This window comes from Catenulispora sp. EB89, from assembly GCF_041261445.1.
Lineage (GTDB): Bacteria > Actinomycetota > Actinomycetes > Streptomycetales > Catenulisporaceae > Catenulispora.
This window is the reverse complement of the sequence record NZ_JBGCCU010000039.1, coordinates 1-18,057: the sequence shown is the minus strand read 5'-3', so window position 1 is coordinate 18,057 and position 18,057 is coordinate 1. Positions and strand designations below refer to the sequence as shown.

Below are 18,057 nucleotides of genomic sequence, written 5' to 3'. Positions count from 1 at the left end.
ATGATGGTCGGATGCGGCGGTCTTTGCGGTACATGGACGCGGTCAAGCTCTTGGCCGGCGGCGAGAACCAGCTGGTCAAGCTGCTCGACGAGGCGAGCGCCACGATGCTGCTCGGCGCCGGGGTCTTCGACCTCTTCGAGGCGCGTGAGCAGGCGCTGCGGCTGCTGGCGAAGGTGCTCGACAAGTTCGGGGAGAAGCTGCGCGGGGTCGATCGGCTGACGCGGACCGAGCGGATTCACGCGGCGCACGAGATCATACGGACTACTGCGTACTTTGATGCCCTCGGCGAGGCGATGGGCGAGTTCCAGCGGGCTGAAGCGCCGCGGTTCTCAGCCGCCGAGCAGACATCGCTGGCTCTCACCACCGATGCCAACCTCGGCTGGCGCGATCTCTATGTGGAACTGAGCGAACGGAATCTCTTCTCATTACCGCTGTGGGACAACACCTCGGTGAGGATCTTCGCGAACCTCTCCGAATACTTACACAAGCACCTGGTGGGATTGGCGTTCTGGGACGCGCTCGACGAAACCGAGCAAGACCGTCTCGCCGGGCTCCTGGCGGATCGAGTGCCTCGCGAGGCGGCGGCGCGCTATGAGGAGAGCTTGAGGCGCCTGTCGACGGACTGCCCCGAGTTCGGAGTCTGGGTCAACCTCCAAGCCCACGCCACGACCCGCGAACAGCTGGGCGCCGGTCTGGCCGATCTGGAAGCACTGCTGGCACCGCTCGCCGCCGAATCCGCGGCACACCACCAGGAGTCCGTCGCCCGCAGCTACCGCGCGGCTCTTGCCAAGCCGATCATCGTCACCGACGGTCCGGACTCCCACCTCACGCTACCATCGCTCGGCGAGGGGTACATCGACCACAGCTTCCGACTCGCGTTCGCCGGCCTTCCCAAGGGCCGGAGCTGGCACGAGCACAAGCTCCGCCAAGACCTGCCCTCGCTGCTGAGTTCTTACCTGATGTCCGAGGACGCCCTGAGCACGCCGATGCTGATCCTCGGCCAACCGGGCTCCGGCAAGTCCGTCCTCTCGCGCATCCTCGCGGCCCGCCTGCCGACCGAGTACTTCCTGCCGATCCGGGTCGAGCTGCGGCGTGTCGACGCCGAAGGCGATCTGCAGGACTACATCGAGTCCGCGATCCGCGAACAGACCGGTGAGCGCGTGCAGTGGCCCCGGTTCGCGGCCGCCGACCCGAACCTGACCCCGGTGGTGATCCTGGACGGCTTCGACGAACTCCTCCAGGCCACTGGCGTCGCCCAGACCGACTTCCTGTTCCGGATCGAGCGTTTCCAGGAACGCGAACGCGACCAGGGCCGCTCGGTCGCGGTGATCGTCACCAGCCGGACGGCAGTCGCCGATCGGGCGACGATTCCGGCCCACACTCCGATCATCCGCCTGGAGCCCTTCGACGACGAGCAGATCGCCGCGTGGGTCGACGTCTGGAATCGGTCGAACGAGCCCTCACTCATGGACCGCGGCGTGCAGCCGTTGTCCCTCACAACGGTACTCCGCTACCGCACGCTCGCCGAGCAGCCGCTCCTGCTGCTGATGCTGGCTCTGTACGACGCCTCGGACAACGCGTTGAGCGCACTGGATCCCGGCGTCAGCCTGAGCACGGTCTACGAACAGCTGCTCAAGGACTTCGCCCGCCGCGAGCTGATGAAGGACCCGGACGTGACCGACCTGGACCGCCGGGTCGAGCAGGAGCTGCTGCGGCTGTCGATCGTCGCCTTCGCGATGTTCAACCGGGGCACCCAGTGGATCGACGCGGAAAGCGTCACCGCGGACCTGGGCAGTCTGAACATCTGGAAGGCCGAGCGCACCCCGAACACCATACGTTCGACGCTCACCGCGGGCCAGCAGATGATCGGCAGGTTCTTCTTCATCCACGACGTGCGCGCGACGCGTGACGGCGAGGAGATGCAGACGTATGAGTTCCTGCACGCGACCTTCAGCGAATACCTCATCGCGCGGCTCGTCGTCCTCCTGCTCGACGAGCTCGCCGCGCAGCACCTCGCCTCGGCCTACGCGATGTCCGCCACGATCAACGACACGCTGCTCTACACGTTGTTATCATTCGACGCCCTGGCGGCCCGGGCGCCGATCGTCGACTTCCTGGCCGAGCTGACGGCCCAGCGCGACCCGGAGGTCCGCCAGGCCATGGCCGAGGTGGTCACGACACTGTTCCACAACAGCCTCATGGAGCGGACCGACCACACCTTTGCCGGCTACCAGCCGGTCGTCACGGAAGTGGTGACGCGCGCCGGAAGCTGGCACGCGAACCTGTTCCTCCTCATGGCCATGACCCGGGGCCGCATCAGCATGCGCGAGATGTATCCCGACCAGGGCTACGGCGCGGTCAACCAATGGCGCCGGTTCGTGAACCTGTGGCGAAGCTGCGTACGCGGCGAGGGGTGGAACGGCCTCGCCGACTGCCTGACCGTGGAGCGTGCATGGATCGACGAGCACCAGGACATCGTCATCCGCTTCGGACTTCCCGGCGTCGTCGGGGGCAGGCCCGACATGAAGTGGCCGTACCACTTCGCGGGATCACAGTGGCAGAACGGCGGACGATGGAATTCGCACTCCCACGGCGCATTGACGCTGCGGGCGAACTTCCTCGCGGACCGGCGCCTGGACATGGCGATGCACAACATGATGCCGATAGCCGACGCACTGCCGACTCTGGCGAACACCCTCTACAACACAGCGGACGGCCGGCTCGTGACAGCGAGCGCGCTGTTGACCGCAGCGCTCGTGGCGCCGTACACCTCCAAACCCGCCGACGACGCGCTCCTCGATCTCGCGAACGCGCTTCCGGACGTCCCGTTGCGGCTGCCGCAGAACGAGGCGTTCACCTTCAACGCACTCTGCCTCGGCCTGTTCATCAACGCGGTTGAGCTGAACAGGGTGTCGGCCGACACCCGTGATCGGCTGGAGGCGCTGGCGATCGAGATGTACAAGACGTGGGGTGACTCGCGACGAATCCGCAAGCTCTACAGCCGCCTCGCCGCCCTTAAGGCTAAAAAACCAGCTCCGCCAACCCCCGCAGCGTCTCCCCCTCCCGAGCCGTCACCAGCAGCGTCGTCACCGGAGACTCCCGCCACGCCACCAGCCGCTCCTTGATGCGCTCGGGCGGCCCGACCAGCGAGATCTCGTCGGCGAAGGCGCTCGGGACCGCCATCACGGCCTCGTCGCGCTTGCCGTCGAGGAACAGTTCCTGGATGCGGTCCGCCTCGGCTTCGTAGCCCATGCGGACCATCAGGTTCTTGTGGAAGTTCGCGCCCTTGGCGCCCATGCCGCCGATGTAGAAGGCCAGGGCGCCCTTGATGGGCCACAGGGCCTGCTCGATGTCGTCGGCGGCGGCGCCGGTGAAGGCCAGGTGGACCATGGCGGTGATCTCGAAGCCGGCCTTGGCGCCGGCGATCTGGTCGGCGTAGACCTCGGGGCGTTCCGGGACGTAGTACAGGGGCAGCCAGCCGTCGGCGATCTCGGCGGTCAGCGCGACGTTCTTGGGGCCTTCGGCGCCGAGGAAGAGGGGGAGGTCCTTGCGCAGCGGGCGCAGGTTGGTGCGCAGGGGCTTGCCCAGGCCCATCGAGTCCGGGCCCTGATACGGCAGGGGGTAGTACTCGCCGTCGTTGGCGACCGTCTCGCGGCGCAGGACCTTGCGGATCACCTCGACGTATTCGCGGGTGCGCGCCAGCGGCTTCGGGTACGGCCGGCCGTACCAGCCCTCGACCACCTGCGGGCCGCTCAGGCCCAGGCCGAGGATCACGCGGCCGCCGGAGAGGTGGTCGAGCGTGATGGCGTGCATGGCCGTGGCGGTGGGCGTGCGGGCCGCCATCTGCGCGATGCCGGTGCCCAGGCGGATGCGGCTGGTGCTGGCCGCCAGGTACGCCAGGGGGGTGAACACGTCGGAGCCCCACGACTCCGCGGTCCAGACGGAGTCGTAGCCGAGGTCCTCGGCCTGGCGCGCTAGGCCGACCCAGTCGTACGTGGGCGGGGTGGAGGCCCAGTAGCCGAGTTGGAGGCCGAGCTTGAGGTCCGCGGTCATGGGGGCTCCTCGCCGGGGGCTGGGACGGAACTAGAACACGTTACAGTAATGGGGCAGCAGAGTGCAGCCTACGTGCGCTCGCTGCTGCTTGCCAGAGGCGAGAGCTCGTCGTAGGTGAACACGGGAGGAGCGCTGCCTTCGTGGACGTCGCGGATGAAGGCGTCCTGCGGGAGGACCCAGCCGGACTCGTGGAAGATCCGCTTCACGGCATCGCGAAGGCCGGAGTCGGCGCGCGCCTTGGTGACCCAGTCCTGCGGGGAGTCGAACAGCCGGCGTAGACGCGCTGAGCGTTGCAGGAGCTCGGCAAGCAGCGCGGTCTGGGCGCCGGGGAGGCGCGGCTTTCCGGCCGCGTCGGCGAGCACGCCTGTGGCGTTGGCGTACAGGTACGCAGCGTCCAGCCGCTCCCCCGACGGCAGCGTCATCGGGAAGTCCGCGTCCGCGCCGGACAGCAGGACCCTGCGGTAGCGGGGCAGCTCGGTGGCGTCCACGGCTTGGAGCTGGTCGGCGTCCAGGAGGGTCAGGACCACTTCCGCCTCGCTGCCGGGACCGGCGGGGTCGACGAACGGGGAGTTGGCCACATAGCCGTTCCGCGCGACATGTGCTGAGACGCCGACGCCGAGCCCTGATACGCGCAGCGTCGTCATCGGGACGACTGCGGGCAGGCCCAGGCGGCTCAGCTTGTGGTGCAGCTGGCCGGGTGCGGCGTTGGAGCCGACCGCGATCACCGGATGGCGTTTGCCGGTCGACGGTCTGCCGGCCTGGTCGAGTGTGTCGTCGAGAGTCGCGCCGCCGTCAACGAACCAGTTGCCGAGGTACTGCCGTGCCACCGGCGTCATCGCAAACAACTGCGAACCGCTGAGCAACGCGGGCCCGCCGATCGTCCGGCCGGGATAGCTGAGCGGGTCCAGGGCCGGGACGCCGGCCATCCCCAGCGCCGCCAAGCTCACCAATTGCGCCCCCGCGCGTTCGCCACCATCACCGCGAACGGCGGGATGAACGCCGCCACGACGCTCATCGCGATCGCCAGCCCCGGCGAGAACAGCCGGACGACGGTCCACGCGAGGATGACGAGCACCAGGCAGGTCCCCATCATGATCAGGTAGACCTGCTCACGCGTCCGCTGTGACAGCGGCGAGCGGTCCTCCGGCCAGTCCTCGGGCTCCTCGACGGGACGGTACGGCGGGATGTCGCGCCCCGGCTGCCAGTGCGGCCCCTGCCGGATGTGGCGTGCCACGACCACCGCGTCGACCAGCGCGGCGAGCCCGACGACGGCACAGAAGACGACGAAGCCGACGGCGTGCTGGGTGATGAAGAAGACCACCCCGCCGATCGCACTGGCCAGCCCGATCAGAGCCATCGCCAGCCGCATGCGCAGCGGGCTGCGCGCGTGCATGGGCTCGTCGCCGCTGCGGATCCGGTGCGGATCGAACTTGGCCATCGCGATGTTTCGCTCCTCTCTTCCAGAGTAATGCCCGGTGGAGAGGCGGGGATATCACCGACACACCTGGCCGCCGCGGTCGCCGTCGCCGCGGTCGCCATGGTCGCTCACCGCAACCACCACCCCATCAGCCACGCCGAGCCGCTGCTCAAAGCCGAGCATCAGGCACCGCCACCGCCGCACCGCCGCACCGCCGCACCGCCTGGCGACCTTGCCGGTCTCCCTCGAGCATCGCCACACCGAAGCAGCCCAGCCCAGCCCCAACCACCCGCCCGACACGCCAAAGGCGGCCCGCAGCAACCTCCCGCCGCAGACCGCCCCAGCGCGCCGACATGCCGTCCAGCTCCCAGAGCCCAACCGCCGGCCCCTACCCCATAGCCGCCTGCATGGCCCGCAGCTCCTTCTTCAGCTCCCCGATCTCGTCCCGGAACCGAGCCGCCAGCTCGAACTGCAGCTCCGCCGCCGCCGCGTGCATCTGCTGCGACAGGTCCTCGATCAGCCCCAGCAGCTCCTCCGCCGGCTTCCCGGCCACGTCCAGGGACCGCATGGTCCCCTTCGACGCGACGCCCGGCACCGGGGCCTTGCCCCGCGACTGCTGCCGACCGGAGCCGCCCAGCAGCTCGGCGGTGTCGGCGTCCTCGCGGGCCAGCAGGTCGGTGATGTCCGCGATGCGCTTGCGCAGCGGCTGCGGGTCGACGCCGTGGGCCTCGTTGTACGCGATCTGCTTGTCCCGGCGGCGGTTGGTCTCGTCGATCGCCAGCCGCATCGACGGGGTGATCGTGTCCGCGTACATGTGCACTTCGCCGGAGACGTTGCGGGCCGCGCGGCCGATGGTCTGGATCAGCGAGCGCCCGCTGCGCAGGAAGCCTTCCTTGTCCGCGTCGAGGATCGCCACCAGGGACACCTCGGGCAGGTCCAGGCCCTCCCGCAGCAGGTTGATGCCGACCAGGACGTCGTACTCGCCCATCCGCAGCTCGCGCAGCAGCTCGACGCGGCGCAGCGTGTCGACCTCGGAGTGCAGGTAGCGGGTGCGGACGCCGCGTTCCAGGAGGTAGTCGGTCAGGTCCTCGGACATCTTCTTCGTCAGCGTCGTGACGAGCGAGCGCTCGTCGCGCGCCGCCCGCGCCTGGACCTCGGCGACCAGGTCGTCGATCTGGCCGTGCGTCGGCTTGAGCACCACCTGCGGGTCGACCAGGCCGGTGGGCCGGATGATCTGCTCGACCGGGGTCTTGGAGAGCTCGTCGGCCTGCTTGGCCAACTCGTACGGGCCCGGCGTCGCCGACAGGTACACCGTCTGCCCGACCCGCTCCTCGAACTCCTCCCAGCGCAGGGGGCGGTTGTCGATCGCCGAGGGCAGCCGGAAGCCGTGCTCGACCAGCGTGCGCTTGCGGGAGGCGTCACCCTCGTGCATCGCGCCGATCTGCGGGACGGTGACATGCGACTCGTCGATGACCAGCAGGAAGTCCTCGGGGAAGAAGTCGATCAGGGTGGACGGCGGGGATCCGGACTCGCGGCCGTCGATGTGCCGGGAGTAGTTCTCGATGCCGGAGGTGAAGCCGACCTGGCGCATCATCTCCAGGTCGTAAGTGGTGCGCATGCGCAGCCGCTGCGCCTCCAGCAGCTTGCCCTGCTTCTCCAGCTCGGCCAGCCGGTCGGCGAGTTCGATCTCGATGTTGCCCAGCGCGCGCTCCATCCGGTCCGACCCCGCGACGTAGTGCGTGGCCGGGAAGACCCGCAGCTCCTCGTCGACGGTCAGGATCTCGCCGGTGACCGGGTGCAGCGTCATCAGGCGCTCGACCTCGTCGCCGAACATCTCGATGCGGACCGGGTGCTCCTCGTAGACCGGGAAGATCTCGACGGTGTCGCCGCGCACCCGGAACGTGCCGCGGGTGAAGGCCAGGTCGTTGCGCGCGTACTGCATGTCCACGAAGCGGCGCAGCATCTTGTCGCGGTCGTGCTCCTCGCCGACCCGCAGCCGCACCGAGGCCTTCAGGTACTCCTCCGGCGTGCCCAGGCCGTAGATGCAGGACACGGTCGAGACCACGACCACGTCGCGCCGGGTCAGCAGCGAGTTGGTGGTGGAGTGCCGCAGCCGCTCGACCTCCTCGTTGATCGAGGAGTCCTTCTCGATGTAGGTGTCGGTCTGCGGGACGTACGCCTCGGGCTGGTAGTAGTCGTAGTAGGAGACGAAGTACTCGACCGCGTTGTTCGGCAGCAGCTCGCGGAACTCGTTCGCCAGCTGCGCGGCCAGCGTCTTGTTCGGCGCCATGACCAGGGTCGGGCGCTGGACCTTCTCGATCAGCCACGCGGTGGTGGCCGACTTGCCGGTGCCGGTGGCACCCAGCAGCACCACGTCCTTCTCCCCGGCCTCGATCCGCCGGGCCAGCTCGGCGATGGCCGCCGGCTGGTCGCCGGCGGGCTGGTAGTCGCTGACGACCTCGATCGGCGCGACGGTGCGGGTGAGTTCGGACAGAGGGCGCATGGTTTAGAGATTACGCGGCGCCTCTGACAAGCACCGGAAGGTCCGCGGAAGCGGGCTCGGCGAGAATCGCCTCATGTCACACGCGCCACTCCTGATCCTGGTTCACAGCCCGTTGGTGGGACCCGCGACCTGGCAGCCGGTCGCACGACTGCTGCGCGACCGCTACGACGTACTTGTGCCGAGTCTGCACGGCATCGCCACCGGTCCCGGGCCGTACGCGCGCCGAATCGCCAGGGAGGTGGCGCGAAACGCGCACTTCGACGAGATCGTCCTCGTCGGCCACAGCGGCGCCGGCGCCTACCTGCCCGCGATCGTCGACGCCGTAGACGGTCGCGTGACCGGCATCGCCTTCGTCGACGCCCAGCTCCCCCGCCCCGGCCTGAGCGACTTCGACGCCTCCCCGCCGGACTTCCGCGAAGCCCTGACCGCGATGGCCGACGACGGCATGCTCCCGCCCTGGAACCAGTGGTTCGCACCGGAGCTCATGACAGAGCTGATTCCGCATACGGAGCAACGAAAAGCCTTCCTGGCCGAGCTCCATCCCATCGCGCTCGCGTACTTCCAGGAGCCGGCTCCGCCCACCGAGTCCTGGTCCGCAACGCAGTGCACGTACCTCCAACTCAGCGAGGGCTACCGCGAGCAGGCCGACCGCGCCGCAGCCCTCGGCTGGCCCACGACCCGCCTGGACGCCGACCACCTCGCCGTCTTCACCGGGCCCGAACCGGTCGCCGACTTCTTGTCGGAGTTCGTGGAGACGCTTGCCAAGCGCTGATCCCTGTTCAATACTGCGCACTAGCGCGCGCCAGCGGTCTAGACCACGCACCTTTCGCTCAAAACCATGCACCGCTCCCACCTAGTGAACCTGGCAGGTCCATGCGACCCATGCGATCCCTCCGTATCCTCCCGGCGGCCGCCCTCATCGCCGCCGTCGTCCCCGTCTCCCTGGTCACCGCGCCGCACACCGCGCGCGCCGCCACCGCCTCCGGCCCGCCGCAGACCATCCCGGCGGTCCGCGCCTGGTCCGCAGGCTCCGGCTCCACCTCCTACACGTGGACCTCGGCGAGCCGCGTCGTCATCGACCCCGCGTACGCCGCGCAGCTCCAAGGCGACGCCAGTACCTTCGCCGCCGACCTGTCCGCCCTGGAAGGCCGCACCGTCGGCGTCGCACAGGGCACCGCAGGCCCGGGCGACATCGCCCTGACCCTCGGCGGCAGCCAGCCCTCCGAGGGCTACACCATGACCGTCGGCGCCGGCATCTCGATCCAGGGCAGCACCACCACCGGCGAGTTCTGGGGCACCCGCACCGTGCTGCAGCTCCTGCACCAGGGCCCGACGATCGCGGCCGGCACCGCGACCGACTCTCCCGACAAGTCCGAGCGCGGGCTGATGCTGGACACCGGCCGCCGCTTCTTCGACGTGGCGTTCGTGGAGAACCAGATCCGCGAGATGTCCTACCTCAAGATGAACTACCTGCACCTGCATCTGTCCGACACCTACGGCTTCCGGCTGGAGAGCACCACGCACCCGGAGATCACCTCCGCGCAGCACTACTCCAAGCAGGACATCGCGAACATCATCGCGTTGGCGAACCAGTACCACGTGACCGTCGTCCCGGAGATCGACATGCCGGGCCACATGGACGCGATCCTGTCCGCCGAGCTGGGCATCGGCCACGACTACCGGCTCAAGGACAGCAGCGGCAACGCCAGCAGCAGCTTCATCGACCTGACCATCCCCGGCGCCCGGCAGCTGATCAGCGACCTGATCACCGAGTACGAACCCTTGTTCACCAACAGCCCGTACTGGCACCTGGGCGCCGACGAGTACGTCACGAACTACAGCTCCTACCCGCAGCTGCTCACGTACGCCCAGCAGAACTACGGCGCCAACGCCACCGCGAAGGACACCTTCTACGGCTTCGTGAACTGGGCCGACGGCATCGTCCGGGCCGGCGGCAAGACGATGCGGATGTGGAACGACGGCCTGAAGTCCGGCGACGGCACGATCACCGTGAACCCGGACGTCGTCGTCGAGTACTGGAGCAACACCGGCCTGTCCCCGCAGCAGGTCGTCGACGCCGGCCACAGCATCGCCAACGAGGCGTACACCCCGACGTACTACGTCTACGGCGGCCCGAAGCCGGACACCACGTTCATGTACGAGTCCTGGAACCCGGACCTGTTCGACGGCTCGACCACCATCAGCAACGCCGCCGCCAACCTCGGGTCCCTGATCCACGTCTGGTGTGACAACCCGGGCTCCGAGACCGAGGACCAGACCGCCGACGGCATCAAGTACCCGATGCGCGACCTCGCGCAGATGACGTGGAACTCCCCCAAGCTGGTCGCCACCTATGCCGCCTTCGTCCCGATCATGGACGCCGTCGGCCGCAACCCGCTCTACCCGAAGCCCTCCATCGCCGGCGACCTGGCGCAGGGCAAGCCGACCACCGCCTCCAGCATCGAGACGCCGAACTTCCCGGCGTCCGACGCCACCGACGCCGACCTGAGCACCCGCTGGTCCAGCCAGTACGTCGACCCGACGTGGCTGCAGGTGGACCTGGGCTCGGTGCAGACCGTGAACCGCGTGGTGCTGGCCTGGGAGGCCGCGTACGGCAAGAACTACCAGATCCAGCTGTCGAACGACGGTACGACCTGGACCACCGTCGCCACCCGCACCAAAGGCACCGGCGGCACGGAGACCCTCACCTTCCCGAACGCCACCGGCCGCTACATCCGCATGGACGGCACAGCGCGCGGCACGCAGTGGGGCTACTCGCTGTGGGAGTTCGAGGTCTTCGACGACACGAGCGCGTCACTGAACGGCACCCACACCATCACCACCGGCGGCCAGGCCCTGGACGACCCCGGATCCTCCACCGCGACCGGCACCCAGCTCATCACCTGGGTCCTGCACGGCGGCAGCAACCAGCAGTGGACGTTCGCCGAGCAGCCCGACGGCTCCTACCAGCTCACCAACGGCGCGTCCGGGCTGTGCCTGGACGTGACCGGCAGCTCCGCGGCGGCCGGCGCGGCCGTGATCCAGTGGACCTGCACCGGGAACGCGAATCAGCACTGGAGTGTCAAACCACTGACCGGCGGCGGCTACACGATCGCCTCGGTGAACAGCGGCCTGCTGCTGACCACGGCTTCCACGGCGAACAACGCGCTGGTGACGCAGCAGAACGACAGCGGCAGCGCGTTGCAGCACTGGTCGATCATCTGAGCGGGCGACGCAGCACTCGGACCACTCGGACCACTCGGACCACTCGGACCACTTGGATCACTCGGATCAGAGGTCGAGGGCGTACCGGTTGAGCGTCCGCCCGGGAATCGAGCCTGAAGGCACGACTCCCACCCGGATGAAGCCCCTCGCCTCGTAGAACGGCTCGGCGTTGGGGTCCGCATCGAGAACGACAGTGCGGACCCCGATGCCGCGCGCGGTTTCGAGCATGTGCTGGAGCAACCGGCGTCCCACGCCCTTGCCGATCATGTCCGGATCGACGAACAGGCTCCCGAGCTCAGCCTCCGGCGGCTCCCCTTCCAGCGTCGAGACGGCCACGACGCGGCCGGCGGTCTCGGCGACCGTCATGCGCGCCGGAACCATCTCGTCAGCGTGGACCCTGAGCTCCTCCCGGCAGCTCTCCATGAACTCCTCGCTGTAGCCCCAATGGGCCTTGGAGCGCATGACCAGCTCGGTCAGCACGGCGGCTTCCTCGGGTCGGGCCTGGCGAATCGTCACATCCAAAGTCACGTCTCACACCTTACATTTCGAGCGTCGCACCGCTGTGTTTTTCTCCGCGCGGCCTTGGATTCTGCTCGGAAAAGCTCGACTCGCGCCCGCCGGTGAGAGATAACTCTCGGGCAATCCCCACCCCTCGGAAGGAGTACCTGTGAGACTCCGCAAAACCCTCCTGGCGTCCCTCGCCGCCGGCGCGTTGGCCGGCGTCGGCGCGCTGACGCCGGGCAGCGCCTCGGCGACGCCGCCGAACGCCACGTACACCGTCACCATCGGCTCGAACGGCACCTTCTCGGCGCAGTCCGACTCCCCGGCCGGGGCGTTCGTCGACCGCGACGGCACGTTCTACTTCCAGGAGTCCTACTCGGGCTACGGGTCGACCGACAGCCGGGTCTGGCAGTTCTACTCCGGCACCGACTTCGACAGCGCCGGCCTGAACACGACGATCAGCAACTCGGTCAACCCGGCCAACTCCCAGGACGCGAACAACAACACCACCTGGCGCTGCGACAACAGCCCGACCGGCCTGTCCAGCACCAGCGCCGGGTCCGGCTCGGGCTACACCCAGCCGAACTTCTGCGACCTGATCGGGATGTGGGTCGACCCCGACACCGGCAACTGGGTCGGTCTGGTGCACAACGAGTTCACGCCGCAGCCCTTCGGCGACGGCCTGCACTACGACGCCATCGACTACGCCGTGTCCACCGACCGGGGTATGACCTGGAAGATCGAGGGCCACGCGATCACCTCGCCGTACAGCACCACCCGCAACGACACGACGGCGTTCCCGAACCAGACGTACTACTACGGCGACGGCGACCAGCGGCTGTACGTGGACACCGCGTCCGGCTACTTCTACGTCTACTACGGCTCCCGCGTGGTCCCCAAGGGCGGCGTCGGCGGCAGCACCGGCGGGCTGGCGCACGTCGCGCGCGCCCCGATCAGCGGCAAGATGGCGACCGGGACCTGGCAGAAGTGGTACAACGGCGCCTGGACGCAGCCCGGTGTCGGCGGCCTGGAGAGCAACATGGAGCCGGTCGACTCCAGCAACCCGACCGGCTACACCGCCCCGGCCAACGACTACGACCCGGCCAACACCGGGACCGTGGACCAGCAGGTGTCGGCCGGGCAGCTGCCCTCGAAGTCGCCGCTGTTCATCATGAACATCACCTACAACGCCTACCTGGGCCTGTACCTCGGCACGCCCGAGGTCGTGTCCGGCACGCAGCCGCAGCAGTACTACGTCACCGACGACCTGTCGACACAGAAGTGGTACTACGTCGGCGACTCGGGGTCCTCCTACACCCAGGGGTCCTGGTACCGGTGGTTCGCCGACAGCGGCGACAAGTGGAACCCGACCATCGTCGGCAAGTCGTTCCGCGCGTACTGCTCGGTGGCCTGCGTGAACAACGCCGGCTCGCTGTACACCAACGAGACGATCGGCTCCACCGCGCCGGCGCAGCCGCCGGTGGACACCACCAAGTCCTACACGATCGGCACCTCCGCGGGCCGCGTGCTGGCGCAGGTCGCGAGCAGTACGGCGACCACCTCCGACGCCGCCGCGACCGGCTCGACGCTGGAGGCGTGGCAGTTCACCGCCAACGGCGACGGCTCCTACCGCATCACCAACTCCTCGACCGGCCAGGCCCTCGGCGTCGACTCGTCGACGACCTCCAGCCGGGCCTGGGGCACCGCGCCGACCGCGACGACGCTGTCCGGCGGGACCGGCAGCGTCGGGCAGCAGTGGTGGATCGTGCCGGTGACCGGCGCGAGCGGCAGCTACAAGCTGGTCAACAGGTACAGCGGCCTGGTGCTGGCACTGTCGTCGAACACCTCGCGGCTCGCCGAGACCACCCCGACGCGCGCCTGGACCGACACCTCGGGCAGCAGCGTCGGCGGCGGCCGGACCGCGGCGGAGCAGGCGCTGGCGCTCACGCCGGTGACGTCGTCGGGCGCCGAGACGGTGACGGTGGCGAACCCGGGAACGCAGACCACGACCGTGAACACCACGGCCTCGCTGCAGATCACCGCCTCGGACAGCAAGAACAACGCCCTGACGTACTCCGCGACCGGGCTGCCGGCCGGGCTGTCGATCAGCTCCTCCGGACTGATCTCCGGCACGGCGACCACGGCCGGTTCGTCGAACGTGACGGTGACCGCCTCGTCGGGGACCGCGAGCGGATCGACGACGTTCACCTGGACCGTCGGGTCGGCGCCGCCGAACCTGACCGGCACGCACACGCTGACCGCGTCGGGCCAGGCGCTGGACGACCCGAACCACTCCACGACCGCCGGCACGCAGCTGATCACCTGGTCGCCGAACGGCGGATCGAACCAGAAGTGGGTGTTCACACAGCAGTCGGACGGCTCGTACCAGATCCAGAACCAGCAGTCGCAGCTGTGCATGGACGACAACGGCGGGTTCACGACGCCGGGGACGTCGGTGATCCAGTGGACCTGCACCGGGAACGCCAACCAGCACTGGACGGCGACGCGTCTGAGCAGCGGTGCGTACACGTTGACGAACGTGAACAGCGGGCTGCTGGTGACGACGGCTTCGACGTCGAACGGGGCGCTGGTCACGCAGCAGACGAACAGCGGGTCGGCGCTTCAGCAGTGGACCGTCAACTAACGGTGAAGTAGTTACGAAACGCGTCAGGCGCCCGGATCGACAACGGTCCGGGCGCCTGCACTTTTCTCCGCGCCGACTTGGATTCTGCTTGAGAATGCTCGACTGTCTGCTCGATCTTGCGAGATAACCATCTGGACAATCGGATGAACTCATGGGCCCACGCCGCGCCCCCGGATCAAGGGTCCGCAGGACCCGTACCGGGGGTTGGTAGGGGACTGAACGGAGTACCTGTGCGACACCCGCGCAAATCCCTCGCCGTGACGACCGCTGTGGCAGCGGTCGCCGCCATGGCGTTGCTGCCTTCGGGCCAAGCGTCGGCGGCGTCGGCGGCGTCCGGCGCCAAGCCCACGTACCAGATCTCGATCGGTGCCGTGAACAGCTTCGCGTACCCGGACGACACCCCGGCGTCGGCCTACCTCGACGCCGACGGCTCGTTCCACTTCCAGGAGTCGTACTCGCTGTACGCCAAGACCGACCCGCGCTCGTGGGAGTTCTACAGCGGCACGAGCTTCGACGACGCGACGCTGGACACCGGCCTGAGCAACGCGGTGAACCCGGCCAACGCCCAGGACTCGAACAAGGACACCACCTGGCGCTGCAACAACAGCCCGACCGGGCTTGAGTCGACCTACATGAACAACGGCACCGGCTACTACTCGCAGCGCAACTACTGCGACCTGTCCGGGACGTGGGTCGACCCGGACACCGGCGACTGGTACGGCCTGGTGCACAACGAGTTCACCCCGCAGCCCTTCGGCGACGGCCTGCACTACGACGCCATCGACTACGCGGTCTCGCACGACCACGGCAAGACCTGGTCGATCCTCGGGCACGCGATCACCTCGCCGTACAGCACCGCCCGCAACGACACCAAGGCCTTCCCGAACCAGACGTACGACTACGGCGACGGCGACCAGCGCCTGTTCGTGGACCCGGCGTCCGGCTACTTCTACGTGTTCTACGGCTCTCGCATCGTCAACAAGCCGGGCACCGGCGGCAAGCAGAACGGCGGCCTGGCGCACGTCGCGCGCGCCCCGATCAGCGGCAAGATGGCGGCCGGGACCTGGCAGAAGTGGTACAACGGCAGCTGGTCGCAGCCCGGCATCGGCGGGCTGGAGAGCAACATGGAGCCGGCGGACGCCGCGAACCCGACCGGCTACACCGACCCGGCGCACGACTACAACCCGGCCAACACCGGCACCGCCGACCAGCAGATGGCCGCCGGGAAGCTGCCGACCAAGTCGCCGCTGTTCATCATGAACATCACCTACGACGCCTACCTGGGCCTCTACATCGGCGAGCCGGAGACGGTCGGCCAGACCGGCAAAGAGCCGCAACAGTTCTACGCCACCGACAACCTCGCCACCCAGAAGTGGCGCCTGATCGGCGACTCGGGCAGCTACGTGTCCGGGTCCTGGTACCGGTGGTTCGCGGACAGCGCGAACCAGTGGAGCCCGACGATCGTCGGCAAGACGTTCCGCTCGTACTGCTCGATCGCCTGCGCGACCTCGGACGGGGAGTACGCGGACGTCACGATCGGCAGCTCGGCCCCGGCGCGTCCGGTGGTGCCGCAGGGCCAGAACGTGGTCATCAACAGCGGCAACGGCCGGGTGTTGGCGCAGACCGCAGGCAGCTCGCAGGTGACGTCGCTGGACGCGTACTACGGCTGGGCCCAGGCGGCGTGGTCGATCGCGCCGACCGGCGACGGGTCGTACACCGTGGTGAACGCCGCGACCGGGGACGCGCTCGGGGTGGACTCCGCCAAGACCGCGGCGCGCGCCTGGGGCACGGATCCGTCGGCGACGGCGATCGGCGCGTCCGGCCCGAGCGTGGGCCAGGAGTGGTTCGCGGTGCCGAACGCCGGCTCGCCGGGCTCGTTCCGGCTGGTGAACCGGGACAGCGGGCTGGCGCTGGGGATGGCGTGGGACGCGTCGCGCTCGGCGGAGACCACGCCGGTGCGGACGTGGACGGACACCTCCGGCAGCGCGGTCGGCGGCGGGCGTCAGCCCTCGGAGCAGACGCTGACGTTCACGCCGGCGCACCCGGGGCAGGGGCCTGAGGTCGTGCACGTGGCGACGCCGGGGAACCAGAGCGGCGTGGTCGGGACCGCGACGAGCGTGCAGGTCAACGGCAGCGACTCCAAGGGCCGGCAGCTGCGCTACTCGGCGACCGGCCTGCCCGCGGGCCTGACGATCGACGCCCGCAGCGGCCTGGTCAGCGGCACGCCGACGGAACCGGGGACGTCCCCGGTTACCGTGACCGCCTCCTCCGGCCACGCCTCGGCGAGCACCACGTTCACCTACGCGGTGAGCCCGAAGCCGGTGGACCTGTCAGGCGTGCACACGCTGACGAATTCGGGGCAGGCACTGGAAACGCCGAACGGTTCGAAGAACGGCGGCGACCAGCTGGTGACCGGCGCCGCTTCGGGCACCACGAGCCAGTGGACGTTCGCACGCCAGACCGACGGCAGCTACACGCTGACGAACGGCGACTCGGGCCTGTGCGCGGACGACAACGGCGGGAACACGGCGCCGGGGACCGCGGTGATCCAGTGGTCGTGCTCCGGGGCGGTGAATCAGCGCTGGACGGCGACGCAGCTGCCGTCAGGCTCGTGGACGTTGAAGAACAACCACACCGGACTGCTGCTGACGACGGCGTCGACCGCCGCCAGCGCGCCGGTGACGCAGGAGACGGACACCGGCTCCGCGCTCCAGCAGTGGACGCTGAGCTAGTCGACAGCGGCTCAGAGCCGAGGCCGCCGCGGGGATTTTCTCGCGGTGGCCTCGGCTTTTCGGCTTGTTCTTAGCTCCAGTCTTAACTCTGGTGTCAAGTCCCGTGTCAGCCCGGGCATCAACACCGGCGAAAGTCAGGTGACCCCACAGATCACACCGGCAACACTGGCGCGATGACCGTCTCCGCACTGCCCCGCCTGCTTCGACCACGTGCCCTGAGACCCGGAGACCTGGTCGTCATCGCAGCGTTGTCCGGTCCGCTACCGGCCGAGTACGAGCCCAACGTCGAGCAGACGGTAGCGGTGTTCGAGCGGATGGGATTCCGCGTGCGCCGAGCTCCGCTCAACGAAGTGGGACGGAACCACTGGTGGAGCGCGGCCTCGCCGGCGGAGATCGCCGAAGAACTCAACGGCCTGCTGCGGGATCCCGAGGTACGCGCGATCGTCGCCAGCGACGGCGGCCAGACGGTGTTCGGCTACCTCGACCTGATCGACCTCGACGCGATCAGGGCCGACCCCAAACCGATCCTCGGCTACAGCGACGTCTCGCTGCTGCACTTGGCGCTGTACGCGCGCACGGGTCTGGTCGGATTCCACGCCGACATGGCCGTCCCGGGCTTCGGCGGACACTGGCGGTCGGCGGATGCGGCGCGCCAGGCGGAACTCGAGCAGCTCTACTTCAGGCTGCTGACCGGGACCGAGGCGATCGGTGCGCTGCCCACGAGCCCGACGTGGGAGTGCTGGCGCCCCGGCCGGGCCGGTCGGGTTGGCCGGGTTGGTAGGGCTGGCCAGGCTGGTGCGGCTGCCCAGGCCGGCGCGGCTACCCAGGTTGGCGCGGCTACCCAGGTTGGCGCGGCTGGCCAGGCTGGTGCAGCTGGCCAGGTTGGTGCGGCTACCCAGGCCGGTGCAGCTGCCCAGGCTGGCGCGGCTACCCAGGCCGGTGCAGCTGCCCAGGCTGGCGCGGCTACCCAGGCCGGTGCAGC

11 protein-coding genes are annotated in these 18,057 nt (G+C 68.9%); 6 read left to right on the top strand and 5 right to left on the bottom strand.

All coding sequences use genetic code 11. The features are described 5' to 3' along the window. Positions 1 to 11 precede the first annotated feature (11 nt). The gene (locus ABH920_RS46145) at positions 12 to 3,125 is read left to right on the top strand and encodes an NACHT domain-containing NTPase (protein ID WP_370355715.1); all 3,114 of its coding nucleotides are present in this window, start codon (positions 12 to 14) and stop codon (positions 3,123 to 3,125) included. Here ABH920_RS46145 and ABH920_RS46140 read toward each other — a convergent pair. The 4 genes from ABH920_RS46140 to uvrB all read right to left on the bottom strand — a co-directional run bounded on the left by ABH920_RS46140 (position 3,022) and on the right by uvrB (position 7,973). Beyond that, the gene (locus tag ABH920_RS46140; RefSeq protein WP_370355714.1) at positions 3,022 to 4,053 is read right to left on the bottom strand and encodes an LLM class F420-dependent oxidoreductase; all 1,032 of its coding nucleotides are present in this window, start codon (positions 4,051 to 4,053) and stop codon (positions 3,022 to 3,024) included. The two genes, ABH920_RS46145 and ABH920_RS46140, sit on opposite strands and share 104 nt — an antisense overlap. A gap of 68 nt (positions 4,054 to 4,121) precedes the next feature. Further along, positions 4,122 to 5,000 carry a hypothetical protein gene (locus ABH920_RS46135; protein WP_370355713.1) on the bottom strand — a complete coding sequence of 293 codons (879 nt, stop codon included), beginning with the start codon at positions 4,998 to 5,000 and terminating at the stop codon, positions 4,122 to 4,124. After that, positions 4,997 to 5,491 carry a DUF6343 family protein gene (locus ABH920_RS46130; protein WP_370355712.1) on the bottom strand — a complete coding sequence of 165 codons (495 nt, stop codon included), beginning with the start codon at positions 5,489 to 5,491 and terminating at the stop codon, positions 4,997 to 4,999. The genes ABH920_RS46135 and ABH920_RS46130 overlap by 4 nt, the downstream gene beginning before the upstream one ends. Before the next feature lie 367 nt (positions 5,492 to 5,858). Next, positions 5,859 to 7,973: an excinuclease ABC subunit UvrB gene (gene uvrB / locus ABH920_RS46125; RefSeq protein ID WP_370355711.1), complete on the bottom strand. Its 2,115-nt coding sequence runs from the start codon at positions 7,971 to 7,973 to the stop codon at positions 5,859 to 5,861. A 73-nt stretch (positions 7,974 to 8,046) separates the two neighbouring features. On the opposite strand from uvrB, the gene ABH920_RS46120 reads away from it, so the two are divergent. Together ABH920_RS46120 and ABH920_RS46115 are read left to right on the top strand one after the other, a co-directional pair. After that, positions 8,047 to 8,745, top strand: coding sequence for an alpha/beta fold hydrolase (locus tag ABH920_RS46120; protein ID WP_370355710.1), 699 nt, complete (start codon positions 8,047 to 8,049; stop codon positions 8,743 to 8,745). A gap of 110 nt (positions 8,746 to 8,855) precedes the next feature. After that, positions 8,856 to 11,198, top strand: a complete 2,343-nt coding sequence (locus tag ABH920_RS46115) for a family 20 glycosylhydrolase (RefSeq protein WP_370355709.1) — start codon at positions 8,856 to 8,858, stop codon at positions 11,196 to 11,198. Positions 11,199 to 11,264: 66 nt separating this feature from the next. On the opposite strand, the gene ABH920_RS46110 is transcribed toward ABH920_RS46115, so the two are convergent. Further along, positions 11,265 to 11,660: a GNAT family N-acetyltransferase gene (locus ABH920_RS46110; RefSeq protein ID WP_370355781.1), complete on the bottom strand. Its 396-nt coding sequence runs from the start codon at positions 11,658 to 11,660 to the stop codon at positions 11,265 to 11,267. Positions 11,661 to 11,865: 205 nt separating this feature from the next. Here ABH920_RS46110 and ABH920_RS46105 point away from each other — a divergent pair, with 205 nt between their 5' ends. From ABH920_RS46105 to ABH920_RS46095, 3 genes are all read left to right on the top strand, one after another. After that, entirely contained in the window at positions 11,866 to 14,343 is a 2,478-nt protein-coding gene (locus ABH920_RS46105; RefSeq protein WP_370355708.1) for an RICIN domain-containing protein, read from the top strand. A 287-nt stretch (positions 14,344 to 14,630) separates the two neighbouring features. Next, positions 14,631 to 17,075: an RICIN domain-containing protein gene (locus ABH920_RS46100; protein ID WP_370355780.1), complete on the top strand. Its 2,445-nt coding sequence runs from the start codon at positions 14,631 to 14,633 to the stop codon at positions 17,073 to 17,075. 173 nt (positions 17,076 to 17,248) lie between these two features. Next, positions 17,249 to 18,057, top strand: an 809-nt coding sequence (locus ABH920_RS46095; RefSeq protein WP_370355707.1) for an LD-carboxypeptidase, incomplete at its 3' end; no start/stop codon positions are given.